Origin of the sequence: Limnohabitans sp. B9-3, from assembly GCF_002778325.1 — a bacterium.
Taxonomy (GTDB): Bacteria; Pseudomonadota; Gammaproteobacteria; order Burkholderiales; family Burkholderiaceae_C; genus Limnohabitans; species Limnohabitans kasalickyi.
Window position 1 is genome coordinate 193,166 of record NZ_NESI01000002.1, and the last position, 22,185, is coordinate 215,350.

General features: G+C 54.7%; 21 protein-coding genes and 1 pseudogene. 19 read left to right on the top strand and 3 right to left on the bottom strand.

What is annotated here, in order from left to right; genetic code table 11:
• The first annotated feature begins 25 nt into the window (after positions 1 to 25).
• The 12 genes from bamA (at position 26) to B9Z42_RS03840 (ending at position 13,097) form a co-directional block, all read left to right on the top strand.
• On the top strand, positions 26 to 2,332 hold the full coding sequence (gene bamA, locus B9Z42_RS03785; RefSeq protein WP_100132015.1) for an outer membrane protein assembly factor BamA: 2,307 nt from the start codon (positions 26 to 28) through the stop codon (positions 2,330 to 2,332).
• Positions 2,332 to 2,838 (top strand): OmpH family outer membrane protein, encoded by a 507-nt coding sequence (locus B9Z42_RS03790; protein ID WP_100132016.1) that lies wholly within the window; start codon positions 2,332 to 2,334, stop codon positions 2,836 to 2,838. The genes bamA and B9Z42_RS03790 overlap by 1 nt, the downstream gene beginning before the upstream one ends.
• A gap of 6 nt (positions 2,839 to 2,844) precedes the next feature.
• Positions 2,845 to 3,828, top strand: coding sequence for a UDP-3-O-(3-hydroxymyristoyl)glucosamine N-acyltransferase (gene lpxD, locus B9Z42_RS03795; RefSeq protein ID WP_100132017.1), 984 nt, complete (start codon positions 2,845 to 2,847; stop codon positions 3,826 to 3,828).
• A gap of 2 nt (positions 3,829 to 3,830) precedes the next feature.
• A complete protein-coding gene (gene fabZ, locus B9Z42_RS03800; protein WP_100132276.1) occupies positions 3,831 to 4,268 on the top strand; it encodes a 3-hydroxyacyl-ACP dehydratase FabZ in 438 nt (145 codons plus the stop codon).
• 23 nt (positions 4,269 to 4,291) lie between these two features.
• Positions 4,292 to 5,086: an acyl-ACP--UDP-N-acetylglucosamine O-acyltransferase gene (gene lpxA, locus B9Z42_RS03805; protein WP_100132018.1), complete on the top strand. Its 795-nt coding sequence runs from the start codon at positions 4,292 to 4,294 to the stop codon at positions 5,084 to 5,086.
• Positions 5,087 to 5,091: 5 nt separating this feature from the next.
• Positions 5,092 to 6,234: a lipid-A-disaccharide synthase gene (gene lpxB, locus B9Z42_RS03810; RefSeq protein WP_199171972.1), complete on the top strand. Its 1,143-nt coding sequence runs from the start codon at positions 5,092 to 5,094 to the stop codon at positions 6,232 to 6,234.
• Positions 6,206 to 6,823, top strand: coding sequence for a ribonuclease HII (gene rnhB / locus B9Z42_RS03815; RefSeq protein ID WP_100132019.1), 618 nt, complete (start codon positions 6,206 to 6,208; stop codon positions 6,821 to 6,823). Before lpxB ends, rnhB begins: the two co-directional genes overlap by 29 nt.
• A complete protein-coding gene (locus B9Z42_RS03820) occupies positions 6,820 to 7,599 on the top strand; it encodes an RNA methyltransferase (RefSeq protein ID WP_100132020.1) in 780 nt (259 codons plus the stop codon). The genes rnhB and B9Z42_RS03820 overlap by 4 nt, the downstream gene beginning before the upstream one ends.
• Positions 7,600 to 7,767: 168 nt before the next feature.
• The gene (gene carA, locus B9Z42_RS03825) at positions 7,768 to 8,931 is read left to right on the top strand and encodes a glutamine-hydrolyzing carbamoyl-phosphate synthase small subunit (RefSeq protein ID WP_199171973.1); all 1,164 of its coding nucleotides are present in this window, start codon (positions 7,768 to 7,770) and stop codon (positions 8,929 to 8,931) included.
• A complete protein-coding gene (carB, locus tag B9Z42_RS03830) occupies positions 8,931 to 12,191 on the top strand; it encodes a carbamoyl-phosphate synthase large subunit (RefSeq protein WP_100132021.1) in 3,261 nt (1,086 codons plus the stop codon). Before carA ends, carB begins: the two co-directional genes overlap by 1 nt.
• Before the next feature lie 21 nt (positions 12,192 to 12,212).
• On the top strand, positions 12,213 to 12,689 hold the full coding sequence (gene greA, locus B9Z42_RS03835) for a transcription elongation factor GreA (protein ID WP_100132022.1): 477 nt from the start codon (positions 12,213 to 12,215) through the stop codon (positions 12,687 to 12,689).
• A gap of 9 nt (positions 12,690 to 12,698) precedes the next feature.
• Positions 12,699 to 13,097: a DUF4149 domain-containing protein gene (locus B9Z42_RS03840; RefSeq protein WP_100132023.1), complete on the top strand. Its 399-nt coding sequence runs from the start codon at positions 12,699 to 12,701 to the stop codon at positions 13,095 to 13,097.
• 63 nt (positions 13,098 to 13,160) lie between these two features.
• Here the strand turns inward: B9Z42_RS03840 and B9Z42_RS03845 are convergent, their stop codons facing one another.
• Positions 13,161 to 13,637, bottom strand: coding sequence for a YhbY family RNA-binding protein (locus tag B9Z42_RS03845; RefSeq protein ID WP_100132024.1), 477 nt, complete (start codon positions 13,635 to 13,637; stop codon positions 13,161 to 13,163).
• Positions 13,638 to 13,671: 34 nt separating this feature from the next.
• Here B9Z42_RS03845 and B9Z42_RS03850 point away from each other — a divergent pair, with 34 nt between their 5' ends.
• The 4 genes from B9Z42_RS03850 to glmM all read left to right on the top strand — a co-directional run bounded on the left by B9Z42_RS03850 (position 13,672) and on the right by glmM (position 18,651).
• On the top strand, positions 13,672 to 14,346 hold the full coding sequence (locus B9Z42_RS03850) for an RlmE family RNA methyltransferase (RefSeq protein ID WP_100132025.1): 675 nt from the start codon (positions 13,672 to 13,674) through the stop codon (positions 14,344 to 14,346).
• A gap of 106 nt (positions 14,347 to 14,452) precedes the next feature.
• Positions 14,453 to 16,366 (top strand): ATP-dependent zinc metalloprotease FtsH, encoded by a 1,914-nt coding sequence (ftsH, locus tag B9Z42_RS03855; protein ID WP_100132026.1) that lies wholly within the window; start codon positions 14,453 to 14,455, stop codon positions 16,364 to 16,366.
• Between the two features lie 59 nt (positions 16,367 to 16,425).
• Positions 16,426 to 17,235, top strand: coding sequence for a dihydropteroate synthase (folP, locus tag B9Z42_RS03860; protein ID WP_100132027.1), 810 nt, complete (start codon positions 16,426 to 16,428; stop codon positions 17,233 to 17,235).
• Between the two features lie 84 nt (positions 17,236 to 17,319).
• Positions 17,320 to 18,651 (top strand): phosphoglucosamine mutase, encoded by a 1,332-nt coding sequence (gene glmM, locus B9Z42_RS03865; protein ID WP_100132028.1) that lies wholly within the window; start codon positions 17,320 to 17,322, stop codon positions 18,649 to 18,651.
• Here glmM and B9Z42_RS16395 read toward each other — a convergent pair.
• Together B9Z42_RS16395 and B9Z42_RS16090 are read right to left on the bottom strand one after the other, a co-directional pair.
• Positions 18,648 to 18,791: pseudogene (locus B9Z42_RS16395) on the bottom strand (arsenical-resistance protein); the annotation flags it as partial. The gene glmM and the pseudogene B9Z42_RS16395 overlap by 4 nt on opposite strands.
• Positions 18,792 to 18,977: 186 nt before the next feature.
• On the bottom strand, positions 18,978 to 19,091 hold the full coding sequence (locus B9Z42_RS16090; protein WP_143474029.1) for an ArsR family transcriptional regulator: 114 nt from the start codon (positions 19,089 to 19,091) through the stop codon (positions 18,978 to 18,980).
• Between the two features lie 107 nt (positions 19,092 to 19,198).
• Here B9Z42_RS16090 and pstS point away from each other — a divergent pair, with 107 nt between their 5' ends.
• The 3 genes from pstS to pstA all read left to right on the top strand — a co-directional run bounded on the left by pstS (position 19,199) and on the right by pstA (position 22,185).
• Complete coding sequence (pstS, locus tag B9Z42_RS03875) at positions 19,199 to 20,230, top strand: phosphate ABC transporter substrate-binding protein PstS (protein ID WP_100132029.1); 1,032 nt, start codon at positions 19,199 to 19,201, stop codon at positions 20,228 to 20,230.
• A gap of 98 nt (positions 20,231 to 20,328) precedes the next feature.
• Positions 20,329 to 21,321 (top strand): phosphate ABC transporter permease subunit PstC, encoded by a 993-nt coding sequence (gene pstC / locus B9Z42_RS03880; protein WP_233203513.1) that lies wholly within the window; start codon positions 20,329 to 20,331, stop codon positions 21,319 to 21,321.
• Positions 21,322 to 21,336: 15 nt separating this feature from the next.
• A complete protein-coding gene (pstA, locus tag B9Z42_RS03885) occupies positions 21,337 to 22,185 on the top strand; it encodes a phosphate ABC transporter permease PstA (RefSeq protein WP_100132031.1) in 849 nt (282 codons plus the stop codon).

The following is a 22,185-nucleotide window of genomic DNA, read 5'->3' on the forward strand; positions in this document are numbered from 1 at the left end:
CCCAAGGCCCTTGAGTTTTCAGTTCATGACCCATCCACTTCCTCGATTCCGTCGCTCGCCCCTGTCCTGTGCTGCAGCGCTTTTGCTAGGGTCTGCATTGGCCTTCAATGCCTGGGCGGTGGATCCTTTCAAAGTCCGTGATATCCGTGTCGAAGGCTTACAGCGCATTGAGCCAGGCACCGTTTTCGCCTCGATCCCGTTTCGTGTCGGCGACGATTACACCGACGAAAAAGGCGCAGCTGCTATTCGCAGCCTGTTTGCCTTGGGCTTGTTTAAAGACGTGCGCATTGAAGTCAATGGCGACGAACTGGTGCTGATCGTTGAGGAGCGTCCCAACATTGCAGCCGTTGAATTTATCGGCACCAAAGAGTTTGACAAAGACGTGTTGCGCAAAGCTTTGCGTGATATTGGGTTGGCCGAGGGCCGTCCGTTTGACAAAGCCTTGGCTGACCGTGCAGAGCAAGAACTCAAGCGCCAGTATGTGAACCGCAGTTTGTACGGTGCTGAAATTATCACCACCATCACCCCCGTGGATCGCAACCGTGTGAATTTGTCATTCACGGTCGTTGAAGGCGATTTGGCCAAAATCAAAGAAATGCGCATCGTAGGTGCCCAAGCCTTTGGCGAATCCAAATTGCTGGACCAGTTCGACCAAGGTACAGGCAACTGGCTCAGTTGGTACACCAAGTCCGATCGTTATTCACGCACCAAGCTCAATGCCGACCTTGAGACCTTGCGTGCTTGGTACTTGTCGCGTGGCTACTTGGAGTTCCGTGTGGACTCCACCCAAGTGGCTATCTCCCCCAACAAGCAAGACATTTCCATCACCATCAACGTGACCGAGGGGGACCGCTTTGTCGTGTCTGAAGTGGCTCTGGATGGCTACTACTTGGGCAAAGACGATGAGTTCAAGTCTTTGATTGAGATCAAGGCCGGCAAGCCTTACAACGCGGATGATGTGGCGAAAACCACCAAAGCCTTCAACGAGTATTTTGGTAATTTTGGCTTTGCATTTGCCCGCACCGAGGTGCGTCCCGAGATCGACCGCAGCACCAACCGCGTGAAGTTGGTGTTGGTGGCCGATCCGTCGCGTCGCGCTTACGTGCGACGCATCAACATCGTGGGCAACAACCGCACGCGCGACCAGATCGTGCGCCGCGAGTTCCGTCAGATGGAGTCCTCGTGGTACGACGGCGAGCGCATTCGCTTGTCGCGTGACCGCATCAACCGCTTGGGTTATTTCAAAGACGTCGAGGTGGACACCCAAGAGGTGGCGGCTTCCCAAGATCAGGTCGATTTGAATGTGAACGTGGTTGAAAAACCCACGGGCATGTTGACCTTGGGCGCGGGTTTCTCCAGCGCTGAAAAAGTCACTTTCTCTTTTGGTATTCAGCAAGACAACGTCTTTGGGAGTGGCCAGAACTTGGGTTTGCAGGTCAGCACGAGCAAGTTCAACCAGTACTACGTGATCAACACCACCGACCCGTATTTCACGGAAGACGGCGTGTCGCGCACCTTTGAGTACTACCACCGCTCTAGCCGGCCTTACGTGGAGCAGGGCGGTGACTACCGCCTTGTCACATCTGGCACAGGCATTCGCTTTGGTGTGCCATTCAGTGAGTTAGACCGTGTTTTTGTGGGTGCCTCGTTAGAGCAAACGCAAATTGTGCCGGGCACCAACTTGCCTGACTCCTATTTGAAATATGCCTACCAGTTTGGTTACACCACGCACACCGTGCCTTTGACGGTGGGCTGGGCGCGTGACAGTCGAGATAGTTATTTGAACCCGACGAACGGCAAGTTCATCCGTCTAAACAGTGAAACAGGTTTGGCCGGTGATACCCGTTACGCCAAGTTTGGGGCGCAATACCAGCAATATTTCCCTTTGACCAAGCAATACACCTTTGCCTTCAACGCCGACTTTGGGTTGGGTAAAGGCTTGCAAGGTCAACCCTTCCCCGTGTTTAAAAACTACTACTCGGGTGGTTTGGGCTCGGTGCGTGGTTTCGAACAAGGCACCTTGGGGCATCGTGACCCGTCCGGCATCGTCAGCGGTGGTGCGAAAAAGGTCACGCTCAATAGCGAGTTTTTGCTGCCATTTCCAGGCGCGGGCAATGACCGCAGTCTCCGTTTGTACGGTTTCTATGACATGGGTAACGTGTTTGGCGAATACGACAAAATTCAGCTCAGCGAGCTGCGCAGCTCTTATGGCGTTGGCTTGAGCTGGGTCTCACCGATGGGTCCCTTGCGTTTCGCATGGGCCCGTCCTTCGCGTGCCTTTACAGGCGATAGAATCCAACGATTGCAATTCCAGATCGGGACATCCTTCTGATGAACACGTTTTTTCGCCACCTCTCTTTGACCATCGCCTTGGGCTTGGCCGCATTCAGCGTACAAGCTGAAGAAATCCGCATTGGATTCATCAATACTGACAGAATCTTTAAAGAAGCCAATACGGCCAAACAAGCGCAAGCTAAGTTAGAGCAAGAATTTGCTAAGCGCGACAAAGACTTGATTGAGTTCGGTAACAACTTGAAATCGTCAGCCGAAAAGTTTGAGCGTGAAGCGCCTACTTTGTCTGAGTCACAGCGTCTGTCGCGTCAAAAGCAATTGGGTGAACAAGACCGCGAACTGCAGCGCAAACGCCGCGAGTTCCAAGAAGAGTTGAACGCACGCAAGAATGAAGAGTTCCAACAGGTGCTCGAACGCGCTAACCGTGTCATCAAGCAAGTGGCTGAAACTGAAAAGTTCGACCTCGTTTTGCAAGAAGCCGTTTACATCAACCCCAAGCACGACATCACCGACAAAGTGCTCAAGGTCATCAACGCTGCCAAATAAGCTGCCGTGGCACTGAGTCTCGGCCAGATCATCGAAAGTTTGGGTGGTCGCCTCGTTGGCGATCCTCAACGCCTGATTCAAAAACTCTCACCGCTTGACACAGCGCAAGCCGATACGCTGAGTTTTTTGAGCAATCCCAAATACCAGTCACAACTCGCCACCACTCAGGCGGGTTGTGTGATCGTGTCGCCGGCAGTGGCAGAGGTCACTGACACATGCTCGGCGTTGATCGTGGCTGACAACCCGTATCACTACTTCGCACGCTTGACCCAACTCTGGCGTCAGCATTTACCCAAAGACGATGCATTCTTGGTGCACCCGAGTGCGGTCATCCACCCCAGCGCTTCTGTGCACGCGACTGCACGAATAGGTCCTCTCTGCGTGGTGGAGCGGGGCGCACATATCGGTGCCAATACGTGGCTTAAATCCGGTATCACCGTGGGTGAAGATTGCCACATTGGCGAGCGCTGCATCATCCATGCGGGTGTGGTGATTGGTGCCGATGGTTTCGGTTTCGCCATGTTTGAAGGACGCTGGGAAAAAATTGAGCAACTGGGTGCTGTGCGCATTGGCAACAATGTGGAAATCGGCGCCAACACTTGCATTGATCGCGGCGCTTTGGACGACACAGTGCTCGAAGACGGCGTCAAGCTCGACAATTTGGTGCAAATCGGTCACAACGTGCACGTAGGCGCGAACACCGCGATGGCTGGATGTGCCGGTGTCGCAGGCAGCGCGCGCATTGGTGCGAATTGCACCGTAGGCGGTGGGGCGGTTGTACTTGGTCATTTGCAATTGGCCGATGGGGTGCACATTTCTGCAGCCTCAGTGGTCATGCGATCGATTCGCCAGCCTGGTCAATACAGTGGTGTGTTTCCCATCGACGACAATGCGTCATGGGAGAAAAATGCCGCGACCTTGCGTCAGTTGCACCGCTTGCGCGACCGCATCAAATCTCTTGAATCAGCCTTAGAAAGTCAAAAAAAATGAGCATGGACATCCATCAAATCTTGAAGCAATTGCCGCACCGTTACCCATTTTTGTTGGTCGACCGTGTGTTGGAATTGGAAAAAGGCAAAAGCATCAAGGCGCTCAAAAACGTGACCATGAACGAGCCATTTTTCAGTGGCCATTTCCCACACCACCCCGTCATGCCTGGTGTGTTGATTTTGGAAGCCTTGGCACAAGCCGCTGCTTTGTTGGCGTTCGACACCCTGGGTGCCGCTCCCGATGACAAAACTGTGTATTACTTCGCAGGCATCGACGGTGCACGCTTCAAGCGCCCCGTCGAGCCCGGCGATCAGCTAACCTTGGAAGTCGAGTTGGACCGCATGAAGGCCGGCATTTTCAAATTCAAAGCGCGAGCCAAAGTGGGTGATGTGATCGCCACCGAGGCCGAGCTGATGTGCACCATGCGTGCGATTGCCTAATCCGACTAGCCCTTATTTAGACGATGAGCAACATCCACGCGACCGCATTGGTTGACCCAAAAGCCGAGCTCGACAGCTCGGTGCAGGTGGGGCCTTACACCATCATTGGCCCGCATGTGCGTATTGGTGCTGGCACGACGGTCGGGCCGCACTGCGTGATCGAAGGTCACACCAGCATTGGTCAAGACAACCGTATTTTTCAGTTCAACTCCTTGGGTGCGGTGCCGCAAGACAAAAAGTATGCGGGTGAGCCTTGTGAACTGATCATTGGTGACCGCAACACCATCCGTGAGTTTTGTACCTTCAACATCGGTTCGCCCGGTGATGCGGGCGTGACGAAAGTTGGCAACGACAACTGGATCATGGCCTACGTTCACCTAGCCCACGACTGCGTGGTGGGCAATCACACCATCTTCGCCAACAGCGCGCAGTTGGCCGGCCACGTGCATGTGGGCGACTGGGTCATCTTGGGTGGCTTTACCGTGGTGCACCAGTTTGTTCGCATTGGCGCGCACAGCTTCTCCGCCATGCATTCGCTGCTTTTTGCGGACGTGCCGCCTTTTGTGATGTGTCAAGGCCAACCTGCCGAGCCACGTTCGATGAACTTCGAAGGTTTGCGCCGTCGTGGCTTTTCTGCCGAGCGCATCAGCGCGGTGAAGGCCATGCATAAAGCCTTGTACCGCGATGATTTGACCTTGGATAAAGCCAAAGAGCGCATTTCAGCGTTGGCCCAAGAGAAACCAGAAGCCGCAGCCGATGTGGCCATGATGCTGGATTTCTTAGACCACACCTCGCCGCAACGCGGCATCATTCGCTAAAACGCATGGCTGGGGCTTTGTCTTTCTCGCTGGTTGCAGGCGAGGCTTCGGGTGATTTGCTGGCGGGCTTGCTGCTGGGTGGCATGCGCCAAAAATGGCCAGACATGCAAAGCTCGGGTATCGGTGGTCTCCTTATGGAGGCCCAAGGTTTTGAACCTTGGTGGCCCTACGAAAAATTAGCGGTGCGCGGCTATGTGGAGGTGCTTCGTCATTACCGTGAAATCGTGGGCATTCGTCGCCAGTTACGTGACCGTTTGTTGGCTAATCCACCGAGCGCCTTCATTGGTGTGGATGCCCCAGACTTCAACCTCGATTTAGAACGTGACCTCAAGGGCGCAGGCATTCCTGCCGTGCATTTTGTGTGTCCCTCAATCTGGGCGTGGCGCGCAGATCGGGTAGAAAAAATCCGCCAAAGCGTCGACCATGTGTTGTGCATTTTTCCGTTCGAAGAAGCCTTGTTGGCTCAGCACGGCATTGCTGCAACTTATGTTGGCCATCCTTTGGCTCAAACTATTCCCGATGAGGTTGACCGTACGGCGGCTCGCACCGCATTAGGGCTTCCTCAAGATGCGACGGTGGTGGCCTTGTTGCCGGGTAGCCGCAGTTCTGAAATTGAGTATTTAGCACGTCGCTTTTTGCAAGCTGCGCAACGCATGGCCCAACGTCAGCCGGGCTTGCACTTTGTGTTGCCCGCAATGCCTGTTTTGCGTGCGCGCATTGACGAAATTTTGAAAGAAGTAGGGCCTGTGCCCAACCTCTTGCTGCTGAATGGTCAGTCCCATGCAGCTTTGGCGGCATGTGATGTGACTTTGATTGCCAGTGGCACCGCTACCTTGGAGGCTGCACTCTTCAAGCGCCCTATGGTGATTGCGTACAACATGAACTGGCTCAGTTGGCAAATCATGCAGCGCAAGAAGTTGCAGCCTTGGGTGGGCTTGCCCAATATCTTGAGCCAAGACTTTGTGGTGCCTGAGCTACTTCAAGATGCGGCATCGCCTGACGCGATGGCGTACGAAGTGCTGCAGTGGCTGGATCACCCCGCTGCCATGTCTGATGTTCAACAACGCTTTGCAGCGCTGCACGACAGCCTGCGTCGCGACACCCCCGCACTGGCCGCACATGCGATCGAAAAAGTTCTTGCGCGCTGAACAAGCGCCGCTTGTTTGGGATGCCCCCGGTTTGATGGCGGGTGTCGATGAGGCTGGGCGCGGACCGCTGGCTGGGCCTGTGGTGGCTGCTGCTGTGATTTTGGATGATCAAAATCCGATCCTCGGTTTGGCCGATTCCAAAAAATTGACCCCATTGAAGCGTGAGCGTTTGTACGACGAAATTCGTGCCAAAGCTTTGTGTTGCTGCATCGCCGAAGCGACGGTTGAAGAAATCGATACCTTGAATATTTTGCAAGCCACGATGCTGGCTATGCGCCGCGCGGTGGAAGGTTTGCGTCTGAAGCCACACAAAGTGTTGGTGGATGGCAACCGTTTGCCCGTGTTGGATGTCTTGGCGGAGGCGATTGTCAAAGGCGACAGCAAAGTGCCTGCTATTTCTGCGGCTTCTATATTGGCCAAAGTGCACCGTGACCGCTGGTGCATGCAGTTGCATGCCGAGTACCCGCTTTACGGTTTTGACAGTCACAAAGGCTATGGCACCGCCGCCCATTTATTGGCGCTGCAAACCCACGGTGCGACGCCGTGGCATCGAACCACGTTTTCGCCCGTTACCAAAGTGTTGACATGAATTTGATTACCTCGCGCGATAACCCCTTGGTGAAAGAGTTGCGCCGTTTGTCGCAAGACAGCTCGGCCTACCGCAAGCTCGGGCGTGTGTGGCTAGAGGGCGATCATCTGTGCCGCGCCGCGCTCACCCGTGGTGTCAAGCCCGAGCACGCGGTATTTGCAGAGTCTCAATGGGCGACAGCGCCTTCTGAGTGGACGCGTGCCGCAGAGCGCAATACGGTTTTGCCTGATGCTTTGTTTGCAGAAATCAGCAGCTTGGAGTCGCCTGCGCGCATGGGTTTTATTTTGGCCACACCCAGCACCCAAGTGGTGCAGCCCAAGGTCGCCACGGTGGTGTTGGACCGCGTGCAAGACGCAGGCAACGTCGGCTCCATCTTGCGGAGCGCCTCAGCCTTTGGTTTCACCCAAGTGTTGGCGATCAAGGGTACGGCGGCGTTGTGGTCCCCCAAGGTGTTACGCGCTGGGATGGGGGCGCATTTTGGTTTGCATTTGGTCGAGGGTTTGTCGCTAGACGCGCTTGCAGTGCTGGACATTCCTTGGGTGGCGACTAGCTCACACCAAGGGCCTTTTTTACACACGTTGTTGGCCCAAGCCAAGTTACCCATGCCTTGTGCGTGGCTGATGGGGCATGAAGGGCAGGGCGTGTCGCCTGAGTTAGCGCAGCAGGCCGAATTGGCGGTGCGAATTGCGCAGCCCGGTGGCGAGGAGTCGCTCAATGTGGCGGCGGCTGCTGCCATTTGCTTACACGCCAGTGCGACCTGTCATTTGGTGGATTAAGTCGGGCAAACACTGGGGAAAACCAGTGCCTCGGATATAATGAGAGGCTTTCCCGCATCAACCTGTACGCCCCAGCCAAAACTAGGCAAATTCCTCGAACAAAGCAGCCAAAGAGAAGACATTCTCTTGTGAGCGCTGAGGCGTACCCGAACTATTCCGGAGAACCCAGTGCTTTTGTCTCTTCAGGGAACCTTCCCGCCCGCCATCTTGGCGCTCGCAGACGGCACGGTCTTTATCGGCAACTCGATTGGAGCCTCTGGCTCCACCGTCGGCGAAGTGGTGTTCAACACCTCACTCACCGGCTATCAGGAAATCCTCACTGACCCCAGCTACTGCCAGCAGATCGTCACTTTGACGTACCCGCACATCGGTAACTACGGCGTCAACGTGGAAGACATCGAAGCTGACAAAGTCCATGCTGCTGGCTTGATCATCAAAGATTTGCCTTTGATCGCAAGCAACTTCCGCTCACACCAAACCTTGTCCGCTTACTTGGTCGAAGCTGGTACTGTTGCGATTGCCAACATCGACACCCGTCAACTGACACGCTTGTTGCGCACCCAAGGTGCCCAAAACGGTGCCATCTTGGGCTTGGCTCAAGGTCAGCAAGTGACCCAAGCCTTGATTGACCAAGCAGTGGCTGCGGCACAAGCTGCGCCTTCGATGTCTGGTCTCGATTTAGCCCAAAAAGTGACGGTGTCTGAGTCTTTTGACTGGACCGAAACGGAGTGGGTGTTGGGTCAGGGCTACGGCACTTTGGCCGCTCCTAAATTTCACGTGGTCGCCTATGACTTTGGCGTGAAGAAAAACATCTTGCGCATGTTGGCTGAGCGTGGCTGTCAAGTCACGGTGGTGCCCGCTAAAACATCGGCAGCCGATGTGCTCAAGCACAACCCTGACGGCATCTTCTTGTCCAATGGGCCTGGCGATCCACAGCCTTGTGATTACGCGATCGCTGCGGCTGCCGAGTTGATCGAAACTGGCATTCCCACATTTGGCATTTGTTTGGGCCACCAAATCATGGCCTTGGCCAGTGGCGCGAAGACCTTCAAGATGAAATTTGGTCACCATGGTGCCAACCATCCTGTGAAAGAACTTGACACGGGTCGCGTGTCCATCACCAGCCAGAACCACGGTTTTGCGGTGGATGAGAAATCGCTGCCCGCCAATTTGCGTGCCACACACGTGTCATTGTTTGACGGCACCTTGCAGGGCCTGGCCCGCACCGACAAGCCCGCGTTCTGCTTCCAGGGTCACCCCGAGGCATCGCCTGGCCCACACGACATTGCTTACCTTTTTGACCGCTTCATCAACCTGATGGAGACAAAATAATGCCAAAGCGCACAGACCTCAAAAGCATCCTCATCATTGGCGCTGGCCCGATCATCATTGGTCAAGCTTGCGAGTTCGACTACTCTGGCGTGCAGGCTTGCAAAGCTTTGCGTGAAGAGGGCTACAAAGTCATCTTGATCAACAGCAACCCTGCCACGATCATGACCGACCCGGCCACGGCCGACGTCACTTACATCGAACCCATCACTTGGCAGACGGTCGAGAAGATCATCGCCAAAGAGCGCCCTGATGCGATCTTGCCCACCATGGGTGGCCAAACCGCGCTCAACTGCGCTTTGGACCTGTGGCACAACGGCGTGCTCGAAAAGTACAAGGTCGAGCTGATTGGTGCTACGCCAGAGGCCATCGACAAAGCCGAAGATCGTCTGAAGTTCAAAGACGCTATGACCAAGATTGGTCTGGGATCGGCCCGTTCGGGCATTGCCCACAGCATGGAAGAAGCGTGGGATGTGCAAAAGACATTGGGCTTCCCCACTGTCATTCGCCCCAGCTTCACGCTGGGCGGCACGGGCGGCGGCATCGCCTACAACCCCGAAGAATTCGAAGTCATCTGCAAGCGCGGTCTGGAGGCTTCACCCACCACCGAGCTGCTGATTGAAGAATCGCTGCTCGGCTGGAAAGAGTACGAGATGGAAGTGGTGCGCGATAAGACGGACAACTGCATCATCATCTGCTCGATCGAAAACTTGGACCCCATGGGTGTGCATACCGGTGACTCCATCACCGTAGCACCCGCACAAACCTTGACTGACAAGGAATACCAAATTTTGCGCAATGCCTCTTTGGCTGTGTTGCGCGAAATCGGTGTGGACACGGGCGGCTCTAACGTGCAGTTCTCGATCAATCCTAAAGACGGCCGCATGGTCGTCATTGAGATGAACCCACGTGTGTCGCGTTCGTCCGCGTTGGCCTCCAAGGCCACGGGTTTCCCGATTGCCAAAGTCGCGGCCAAGCTGGCTGTGGGCTACACGCTCGACGAGTTGCGCAACGACATCACAGGTGGTGCCACGCCAGCCTCGTTTGAGCCATCGATCGACTACGTGGTCACCAAGATCCCCCGTTTCGCTTTCGAGAAGTTCCCAACTGCTGACAGCCGCTTGACCACCCAAATGAAATCGGTGGGCGAAGTCATGGCCATGGGCCGCACCTTCCAAGAGTCCTTCCAAAAAGCCCTGCGTGGTTTGGAAGTGGGCGTGGATGGCATGAACGAAAAAACCCAAGACCGCGAAGTGCTCGAGAAAGAACTGGGCGAACCCGGCCCAGAGCGCATTTGGTACGTGGGCGATGCCTTCGCCATGGGCTTGAGCGTGGACGAGGTGTTTGCCTTGACCAAGATCGACCCTTGGTTCTTGGTGCAAATCGAAGAGATCGTGAAGATAGAGCTTGAACTTGAAACCACCACGCTGGAAGCCATCACGGCAGACGAGCTGCGTGCGCTCAAGAAGAAGGGCTTCTCCGATCGCCGTTTGGCCAAATTGCTCAAAACCACCGAGCATGTGGTGCGTGCCCGTCGTCACGCGCTGAACATCCGTCCCGTTTACAAGCGCGTGGACACCTGCGCGGCCGAGTTCTCGACCGACACCGCCTACATGTACTCCTGCTATGAAGGCAACGGAGATGGCGAGTGCGAAGCAGAACCCACGACCAACAAGAAGATCATGGTCTTGGGTGGTGGCCCCAACCGAATCGGTCAAGGCATTGAGTTCGACTACTGCTGCGTACACGCCGCGCTCGCCATGCGCGAAGACGGTTACGAAACCATCATGGTCAACTGCAACCCTGAGACCGTGTCGACCGACTACGACACCTCGGACCGTTTGTACTTTGAGCCCGTCACCTTGGAAGATGTGCTTGAAATTGTGGACAAGGAAAAGCCTACAGGCGTCATCGTTCAATATGGCGGCCAAACGCCTTTGAAGCTCGCTTTGGATCTGGAAGCCGCTGGCGTGCCCATCATCGGCACCAGCCCCGACATGATCGACGCGGCCGAAGACCGTGAGCGTTTCCAGAAATTGTTGCAAGACCTCGGTTTGCGCCAACCCCCCAACGCCACAGCACGCACCGAGCCAGAAGCCCTCGAAAAAGCAGCCGCCTTGGGTTACCCCTTGGTGGTTCGCCCCAGCTACGTGCTGGGTGGTCGCGCCATGGAAATCGTGCACGAGCAACGTGACCTGGAGCGCTACATGCGCGAAGCGGTCAAGGTGTCGCACGACTCGCCCGTGCTGCTGGACCGTTTCCTGAACGATGCGATCGAGTGCGATGTGGACTGCCTGCGCGACCCCGAAGGTAAGACCTTCATCGGTGGCGTGATGGAGCACATCGAACAAGCGGGTGTGCACAGCGGTGACTCGGCTTGCTCTTTGCCGCCTTACTCTTTGTCGTCTGCCACGGTGGACGAGCTCAAGCGCCAATCGGCCGCCATGGCCGGTGCCTTGAACGTGGTGGGTTTGATGAACGTGCAGTTTGCCATCCAGCATGTGGATGGCCAAGACGTGATCTACGTGCTGGAAGTGAACCCCCGCGCTTCACGCACTGTGCCTTACGTGTCGAAAGCCACGGGCATCCAGTTGGCCAAGGTGGCGGCGCGCTGCATGGCGGGTCAAACACTCGCGTCGCAAGGCATCACAAAAGAAGTCACACCGCCTTATTTCAGCGTGAAAGAAGCGGTATTCCCCTTCGTGAAGTTCCCCGGCGTCGACACCATTCTCGGCCCCGAGATGAAGTCCACCGGCGAAGTCATGGGCGTGGGCAAGACCTTTGGCGAAGCCTTTGTGAAGAGCCAATTGGGCGCTGGGACCAAGCTGCCCCGCCCGAACAAAGCCGACGGCACGCCTTCGGGCAAGGTCTTCATTTCGGTGAAAAACAACGACAAGGCGCGTGCCATCGAAGTGGCTCGTCAATTGGTGGCGCAAGGCTTCGCATTGATTGCAACCAAGGGCACAGCCAGCGCGATCAACGCGGCGGGTGTGGCTTGCGCGACGGTCAACAAGGTGACCGAAGGTCGTCCGCATATCGTGGACATGATCAAAAACAACGAAGTGGTGTTGGTGATCAACACGGTGGAAGAGCGTCGCAATGCGATTGCCGATTCACGTCACATTCGTACCTCGGCATTGCTCAACCGTGTGACGACCTTCACAACAATAGCCGGCGCAGAAGCGGCCGTTGAGGGGATGAAGTACATGGACCAGTTGGATGTCATTTCTGTGCAGGAAATGCACGCCCAGTTGACGGCTTAAGCAGCCAGATTAGAAAAAACCATGGCCACCATTCCTATTACCAAACGCGGTTCAGAGAAGCTCAAAGACGAGTTGCACAAACTCAAAACCGTTGAGCGTCCCTCTGTGATCAATGCCATCGCCGAGGCGCGTGCGCAAGGTGACTTGAGCGAAAACGCCGAATACGATGCGGCCAAAGATCGCCAAGGTTTCATCGAAGGCCGCATTCAAGAAATTGAAGGCAAGCTGTCGGTGGCACAAATCATTGACCCATCCGAATTGGATGCGGGGGGGCGCGTGGTGTTTGGTGCCACCGTCTCGTTGGAAGATGAAGATTCCGGCGACAAAGTGACTTACCAAATCGTGGGTGAGGACGAGGCCGATTTGAAACTCGGTTTGGTCAACATCAGCAGTCCCATTGCGCGGGCCTTGATTGGCAAAGAAGAGGGCGATGTGGCGGAAGTGCAGGCTCCAGGCGGCATCAAACGCTATGAGATCATGACGGTTTCATACCTCTGATTGCACCCCATGGCGCGTTTGCAAGTCTTTTTAGCAGCGCTGTGGTGGGGTAGTTTGGTGGCCGTTGGTTTTGTTGTCGTGCCACTGTTATTCGTGCACTTGGAGACGCCAGTGATCGCTGGCCGCATGGCTGCCAAGCTCTTTACCGCACAGAGTTGGCTGTCTGTTGCTTGCGGTCTTTTGTTGCTTTTAGCGGCCAGACGCGAGGCGCAAGATGAACCTTATTCACCTTCAGTTTGGGTAATGGGTGGCATTTTGTTGGCGCTGCTGCTTGAATTGGCAGTGGCGCCGCACATCGTGGCGCGAGAAAATTTGTGGCTATGGCACAACGTGGGCACTGCATTTTATTTGTTGCAATCCGCATGTGCGGCGAAGGTCATGTGGCAGCTGAGCGCTTCTAAAGCGTAGACCATAGGCACAAAAAAGGGCATCCATGTGGATGCCCTTGCATTTCTAAATCGCAAAAGCGGGTTAACCCAACGTGCGTTTTTTGATGGAAATTTTCTTAGGTTTTGCACGCTTAACTTGACCGCCGGAGGTGAGTCGTTGGTTGCCCAGCACACGCAGTGTCTTGACTTCAGGGCGCTGTCCGCCGCGTTTGCTGTACTTCAGCACTTTCACGTCGCGTGGGCCTGACATGCGATCTTCGTCAGCATCATCACGCACTTTGTCAGATTTGGGGCGCCATAAGATGAAGAGTTTGCCGATGTGCTGAATCGGTGCAGCGTTCAGTTGATCGGCCAAAGCGAGATACATGGCTTCGCGAGCAGGGCGGTCATCGCCAAGAACGCGAATTTTGATGAGGCCGTGAGCGTTCAAAGCCATCTCAGCTTCTTTGAGAACGGCGGGGGTTAAACCATCGTTGCCGATCATCACAACAGGGTCGAGATGGTGCGCTTCGGCACGGTGAATTTTGCGTTGAGCAGGTGTGAGTTGTATTGCGGACATGGGGGTATTATCCCCGCTCGCTTAAGGGTATGAATTGAAAGCTAAAACTAAAAGTAAAAAGGTCAACAAGTCTTGGTTGAACGACCACGTGAATGACCCTTATGTCAAGCTCGCACAAAAAGAGGGCTTCCGTGCCCGTGCGGCTTACAAGCTCAAAGAAATTGATGAGCAACTGGGGCTGGTCAAGCCCGGCCATGTGGTGGTCGACTTAGGGTGCGCGCCAGGTGCTTGGAGTCAGTATCTGCGTCGTCGCATGTCTCCCGATGGCGCCGCCTCGGGAACGCTCAACGGCACCATCATTGGTTTGGATATTCTGCACATGGAGCCGATTGAAGACGTCACGTTTTTGCAAGGCGACTTTCGAGAGGCCGAAGTTTTAGCCCAACTCGAGACAGCCCTGAATGGCCGCATTGTTGATGTCGTGGTGTCAGACATGGCGCCGAACTTGTCGGGCATCGAATCTTCGGATGCGATGCGGATCGTCCATCTGGTCGAGTTAGCCGTTGAGTTTGCCCAAAAGCATGTCAAAGACGACGGTGCCTTGGTGGTCAAACTTTTTCATGGCAGTGGTTACAGTCAGTTGACTCAGCTTTTCAAAGACACTTTCAAAGTGGTGAAGCCCTTCAAGCCCAAATCCAGCCGTGACAAATCCAGTGAAACTTTTTTGATTGGCATGGGGCTTAAACATCGCAATTTGGTTAATCCATGAGCCCTACAAGGCTGATTCGTGCAGTTAAATTTTTATTTGCGCTTGAAAAGCTTAAAATGACACCCAACTGGTACAACTTGTATCTATTTTTATTTCGGAGCCCACATTGAACAATCAATGGTTCTCAAAAGTCGCAGTTTGGTTGGTGATCGGCTTGGTGCTGTTCACTGTGTTCAAGCAATTTGAAACACGCCCTAGCGCATCCAACGGCTACGTTGGTTATTCGGACTTCCTAGAGGAAGTGCGTGCCAAGCGCATCAAAACGGCCACCATTCAAGAAGGTGCTGGAGGCACAGAAATTGTGGCTATCACCAACGACGAGCGGAAGTTGCGCACGACTGCCACTTACCTAGACCGTGGCTTGGTGGGCGATTTAATTGCCAACGGCGTGAAGTTTGACGTCAAGCCCCGCGAAGAAGGTTCATTCTTGATGACTTTGCTGGTCAGCTGGGGCCCGATGCTATTGTTGATTGGTGTCTGGGTCTACTTCATGCGTCAAATGCAGGGTGGCGGCAAAGGCGGTGCGTTTAGTTTTGGTAAAAGCAAAGCGCGTATGTTGGACGAAAACAACAACACCGTGACGTTTGCCGATGTGGCCGGCTGCGACGAGGCCAAAGAAGAAGTCAAAGAGGTGGTTGACTTTTTGAAAGACCCGCAAAAGTTCCAAAAACTGGGCGGCCGTATTCCACGTGGTTTACTGTTGGTCGGCCCTCCCGGTACCGGTAAAACTTTGCTGGCCAAAGGTATTGCTGGCGAAGCTAAGGTGCCATTCTTTAGCATTTCAGGCTCTGATTTCGTTGAAATGTTTGTGGGTGTGGGTGCCGCCCGCGTGCGCGACATGTTTGAAAACGCTAAGAAAAACGCGCCTTGCATCATCTTCATCGACGAAATCGATGCTGTGGGTCGTCAGCGCGGTGCAGGCTTGGGTGGTGGCAACGACGAACGTGAACAAACGTTGAACCAAATGCTGGTTGAGATGGACGGTTTTGAGACCAACCTTGGCGTTATCGTGGTCGCAGCGACTAACCGCCCTGATATTTTGGACGCCGCTTTGTTGCGCCCAGGACGCTTTGACCGTCAGGTCTATGTGACCTTGCCAGACATCCGCGGTCGCGAACAAATTTTGAACGTGCACATGCGCAAAGTGCCTGTTGGACAAGACGTCAACGCCAGCGTGATTGCACGCGGCACACCCGGCATGAGTGGCGCTGATTTGGCCAACTTGTGTAACGAAGCCGCCTTGATGGCTGCCCGTCGTAATGCGCGTGTGGTCGAAATGGTGGACTTTGAAAAGGCCAAAGACAAAATTCTGATGGGCCCTGAGCGCAAGAGCATGGTCATGCCTGAAGAAGAGCGTCGTAACACGGCATATCACGAGTCAGGCCACGCTTTGATTGGCAAGTTGTTGCCCAAATGCGACCCCGTTCACAAGGTCACTATCATTCCGCGCGGCCGTGCCTTGGGTGTGACGATGAGCCTTCCCGCTCAAGACCGCTACAGCTACGACAAAGAATTCATGCTGAACCAAATCAGCATGTTGTTCGGTGGCCGTATTGCAGAAGAGGTGTTCATGAACCAGATGACCACAGGTGCCAGCAACGACTTTGAGCGTGCCACATCGATTGCACGTGACATGGTGATGCGCTACGGCATGACCCAAGCTTTGGGCCCCATGGTCTATGCCGAAAACGAAGGTGAAGTGTTCTTGGGTCGTTCCGTGACCAAAACCACCAATATGTCTGAAGCAACCATGCAAAAGGTGGACATGGAAGTGCGAAGCATCATTGATGAGCAATACACCTCGGCGCGTCGCTTGATCGAAGAAAACTCGGACAAGATGCACGCCATGGCCAAAGCTTTGCTGGAATGGGAAACCATCGATACAGAGCAATTGGATGACATCATGGCAGGGCGTGAGCCGCGCCCCCCCAAAGACTGGACCCCGCGCAAACCTCCTTCGGGCGATGGTAGTGGCGGCACGCCTGCGGTGCAGACCGACCCAACGCCTTCGGCTGCGTGATCTGCCTAGAAGACAAAACACACCAACGGGGCGCAAGCCCCGTTTTTCATGGACCTTGTATGTTTTGGCAAACCTCACGTTTTCGGATTGACCTGACCCAGCCCCAAGTCATGGGGATCGTCAATGTCACGCCTGACTCATTTTCTGATGGTGGTCGTTACGCACCGTTGGCGCACTGCGAACAGCTACTCAGAGAGGGCGCGAATATTTTGGACATTGGTGCTGAGTCCACCCGTCCTGGTGCTCAAGCCGTGTCTCTTGATGATGAGCTTGCACGTGTTTTGCCCGTGGTGCGTGAGGCGGTGCGTTTGAACGTGCCCGTGTCCGTTGACACCTACAAACCTCAGGTGATGCAGGCCGTCTTGGATGCGGGGGCGGACATCATCAATGACATTTGGGCCCTGCGCCAACCTGGTGCTGTGTCGGTGATTGCTGCGCACCCCAGTTGCGGTGTTTGTTTGATGCACATGCATGGCGAGCCTCAGACCATGCAAACCTTGCCGATGACGGGTTCGGTGATCGCGCCTGTCTCGCGATTTTTGAACGACGGTGCCACGCAACTTCAGGCGCAAGGTGTTGCGGCTGCGCGCATTGCGCTCGACCCCGGCGTCGGTTTTGGCAAAACTGTGGCACAAAACTTTGAGCTGCTGTCGGCGCAGTCGACCTTGATGGCGTTGGGCTACCCCTTGTTGGTGGGCTGGTCGCGCAAATCGTCGCTGGGGGCCGTGACGGGTTGCGACGTGGGTGAACGGTTGGTGCCCAGCTTGGCCGCTGCGTTGGTGGCTCTTGAGCGAGGTGCACGCGTTGTGCGGGTGCACGACGTACTTCAAACGGTTCAGGCGCTGAAGGTGTGGCAAGCAGCACGTTGATGCACCCCTTAATTCGCAACTACGCCTCAAAAGAGTGCACTTGTTTGCGACAATTGCTCCTCAATAAACCAAGAATAAATCACCATGACACGTCAATACTTTGGAACAGATGGCATCCGCGGCACCGTGGGTCAAGCGCCGATTACCCCTGATTTTGTGTTGCGCTTGGCGCATGCAGTAGGCCGTGTGCTCAAACGAACCGAAGCCCATCCCACGGTGTTGATTGGCAAAGACACACGGATTTCGGGCTATATGTTGGAGTCGGCCTTGGAGTCTGGCTTTAATTCCGCTGGCGTCAACGTGGTGTTGCTCGGGCCCTTACCGACGCCAGGGGTGGCCTATCTCACGCGTGCGCAACGTGCCAGCCTTGGTGTGGTCATCAGTGCCAGTCACAACCCATTTGCAGACAACGGCATCAAGTTTTTCAGCGCCAAAGGCACCAAGCTGGATGACGCTTGGGAGCTGGCCGTAGAGACCGCCCTCGATGAAACCCCCGTTTGGGTGGATTCGGCGAATTTGGGTAAAACGCGTCGTTTGGACGACGCCGCAGGTCGTTACATCGAGTTTTGCAAAAGCACGTTCTCCAACGATCTGACGCTCAAAGGCGTGAAGATTGTGGTCGATGCGGCCCATGGCGCTGCCTATCACATAGCGCCCAAAGTGTTTCACGAGTTGGGGGCGGAGGTGATCGCGATCGGCTGCAGCCCAGACGGACTCAACATCAACAAAGAGGTGGGCGCTACCCATCCAGACGCCTTGGTGCGCTCAGTCAAAGCCAACCATGCCGATTTTGGCGTGGCGCTGGATGGCGACGCCGATCGCTTGCAAATGGTCGATGCACAAGGACGTTTGTTCAATGGCGATGAGTTGCTGTATTTGATGGCCGATGACCGGCTTGCGAAAGACGAGGTGGTGCCGGGTGTGGTGGGCACGCTGATGACCAACATGGCCGTTGAAGTGGCGTTTAAAAAACGCGGTGTGAAATTTGTGCGCGCCAAAGTGGGCGACCGTTATGTGCTCGAAGAATTGGCCAAACACGGTTGGATATTAGGTGGCGAGGGCTCAGGCCATTTGCTGGCCTTGGACAAGCACACCACTGGCGACGGTTTGATCAGCGCTTTGCAAATTTTGCAAACCTGCGTGCGCAGTGGCCGAACTATGGCCGACTTGCTCAAGGATGTCACGTTGTTTCCGCAGACGTTGATCAATGTGCGTTTGCGCCCTGGTCAAGACTGGAAGGCCAACACTCGCTTGCAAGAAGAAACCCAAAAAGCAGAGGCTGAGTTAGGCGACACCGGACGTGTGTTGATTCGCGCCAGCGGAACTGAACCTTTGGTGCGCGTGATGGTCGAGGCGCGTGATGAAGCGCAAGCTAACGCCTGTGCACGCCGCATTGCGGACACCTTGTCCACTTAACGAGGTTCGTACCAACCTATCCTGCGGTTGACCACATGGAAGACGAGCAGCATCACAGCAACTTCAATCAGCACGCCCACCACCGTGGCTAAGGCGGCACCGGATTCACAGCCAAACAAAATGATGGCGGCATGAACAGCGCCCCCTTATGGGCTGAGTTCGCGTCCAAAGAAGTTCATACGTGGTTTTTGCTGATTTCACGTGCCCTGTGCCTCTGAGCTTCTCCTTGTTATAAGAAATTTAAAAAGTTAACAGCAGGTGTTGGCCGTTTATGCGAGCCAACTTAGCACGGTAAATCAGGTTGCGGCCACTGACCTGCGCGCTGATCACATCGGCATGGCTAAGGCTTTGAGGTGAAACGACAAAGCGCTGGGCGTAATTTGCAGCAAGGCAGACAAGGCTTCGACCTGTTGAATCTCAGGTGTCTGAGTTGTACTCATGGTCCAGAATTACTTGAAATGTAAAAGTTAAAAACTGTCATATATGTCACAGTTCCGTCACAATCCGACGCTAAAGTCTCGAGAGTTCTAACCAATTGAGGAATCACATGAACACGAAACGCGCATTCATCAAATCCGTGGCCGCCGCAGCAATGGCAACTTTGGCCATGGGTTCAGCCTTCGCTGCCGACATCACAGGCGCCGGGGCAACATTTCCTTTCCCTATCTACGCTAAGTGGGCTGAAGGCTACAAGGCCGCTTCGGGTAACAGCTTGAACTACCAATCTATTGGTTCTTCTGGCGGTATCCGTCAAATCAAGGCCAAGACAGTGACTTTCGGCGCGACTGACGCGCCTATGTCTGGCGACGATTTGGAGAAAGAGGGCTTGGTTCAATTCCCAGCCATCATTGGCGGCACGGTGCCAGTGGTGAACTTGGATGGTTTCAAGCCAGGCGAATTGCGCATCACTGGCCCTGTGTTGGCTGACATGTTCATGGGCAAGATCAGCAACTTCAACGATCCAAAGATCGCTGCCTTAAACCCAGGCAAAAAATTACCTGACCAAGCCATCACCGTCGTGCACCGCGCTGATGGTTCGGGCACCACCTTCAACTTCACCGACTATCTATCTGCCACCAGCAAAGGCTGGGCTGAGTCAGTGGGTAAGGGCGCTGCTGTCAAGTGGCCAGCTGCATCCTCTGTAGGCGGCAAAGGTAACGAAGGCGTTGCAGCCAACGTGAACCGTGTCAAAGGCTCTATTGGTTACGTGGAGTACGCCTACGTCAAGAAAAACAACATGAACTACATGCAAATGCAAAATGCAGAAGGCAAGTATGTCGCGCCGGACGATTTGACATTTGCTGCTGCGGCGGCGGGTGCTGACTGGTTCAGCGTCCCAGGCATGGGCGTGTCCATGGTCAACGCCAAGGGCGCCAACAGCTGGCCTATCAGCACTGCATCGTTCATCTTGATGTACAAGCAACCCTCTGACAAAGCGGCTGCTGCTGAGGCCCTCAAGTTTTTTGATTGGTCATTCACTAATGGCAAGAAGATGGCAGCTGACCTCGACTACGTGGCTCTGCCTGACGCTTTGACCACAGCTATCCGCACCCGCGTTTGGTCACAAATTCAAAAGTAAATTGAATTGCGCTACTTTATTCCGTCGGCCTTGGTTTCAAAGTCGACGGAATTTTGGTTTTTAAGAAGTCGGGTGATTCAATGAGTCTAGGGTCTGTCATGAGCTCACAAAATTTACTGCAAGAAGAATCTGGTCAAGCCGTCAGTGCTGATATGGTGGCGGTTGCCAAACGCCAGCGCGTGCAAGATTTCTTTTTTCATCGCGTCACGCAATCTTTTTCATTGCTCGTGTTGGCGGCCTTGTTGGGCATCATCATTTCCTTGTTTGTGAACGCTTGGCCTACGTTTCAAAAATTTGGTTTCCACTTTTTGTGGCGTATTGAGTGGGACATCATCAATTCAGAGTTCGGTGCGGCCATCGCCGTCGTTGGCACGATAGCCAGCGCAGGGATTGCACTTCTGCTTGCTGTCCCCCTTGCTTTTGGTGTGGCTGTCTTTTTGACCGAGACCTGTCCTACATGGCTGCGTCGCCCGTTGGGTACGTCCATTGAATTGCTGGCGGCTGTGCCCTCCATCATTTATGGCATGTTTGGTTTGTTTGTTTTTGCCCCTTTGTTTGCCGATTACGTGCAAGTGCCACTCAAGCAAGTTCTGGGTGGCATGCCTTTGGTCGGCTTTTTGTTTGGGGGTGCGACCAATGGCATGGGCATCTTGGCCGCCGGTGTGGTTCTGGCCTTCATGGTCTTGCCGTTTGTCGCTGCGGTGATGCGTGATGTGTTCGAGATCACACCGCCCATTCTTCGCGAATCAGCTTATGGCTTGGGTTGCACCACTTGGGAGGTGGTGCGCAAGGTCGTGCTGCCCTACACGCAAAAAGGTGTGATTGGCGGCATCATGTTGGGGTTGGGGCGCGCTTTGGGTGAAACCATGGCGGTGACTTTTGTGATTGGTAACGCCAACCGCATGCCCACCTCTTTGTTCTCGCCCGGCACGTCGATTGCATCGGTGTTGGCCAACGAATTTGGCGAGGCTGAAGCTTTGCATTTTTCGACTTTGTTTGCCCTGGGCTTCTTGCTATTCGTGATTACTTTTGTGGTGTTGGCCGCCGCCAAGGTGATGATCATGCGTACCGAAAAAGCCAAAGGTAATTAACAGGTATCCACGTCCATGAACAATCAACTTTATACAAAACGCCGCATCATCAGCTCTCTAGGCTTGGTGTTTTCAATGTCAGCGATGGCTATTGGCTTAGCTGTGTTGCTTTGGATTCTTTTCGTGTTGTTTTCCAATGGCTTGTCGGGCATAGATGCCAACTTGTTGTTCAGCGATACGCCCGCACCCGGCACCGAAGGTGGCGGTTTGCGCAATGCCATCGTGGGCAGCTTGATGATTGTGGGCTTGACGGTGGTGGTGTCCACCCCTGTGGGCATCTTGGCGGGTGTTTACTTGACCGAGTTCGGCGACGAAAGCAAAACTGCCGAGCTCACCCGCTTTGTGACCGACATCATGTTGTCAGCGCCTTCCATTGTGCTGGGTTTGTTTGTCTACGCCATTGCGGTGGCCACGGTGGGCAATTTTTCAGGCTATGCGGGTAGTTTGGCCTTGGCGCTCATTGCGGTGCCCGTCATCATGCGGACCACCGAAAACATGTTGCGTTTGGTGCCCGGCAGCTTGCGTGAAGCAGCCTTTGCCTTGGGTGCTCCTCGCTGGAAAGTCGCCACGTTCATCAGTCTGCGCGCAGCCAAGAGTGGTGTGATGACAGGCTTGTTGTTGGCAGTGGCCCGCATCAGTGGCGAGACAGCGCCTTTGCTGTTCACTGCGCTGAACAACCAATTCTTCAGCACCAACATGGGCGCGCCTATGGCCAACTTGCCTGTGGTCATCTTCCAATTTGCCATGAGTCCTTACGACAACTGGGTCCGCTTGGCTTGGGCCGGCGCCTTGCTGATCACGTTGACGGTGCTGGTGCTCAACATCTTGGCCCGCGTGTTCTTCCGCGACAAAGTCAGTTCCTAA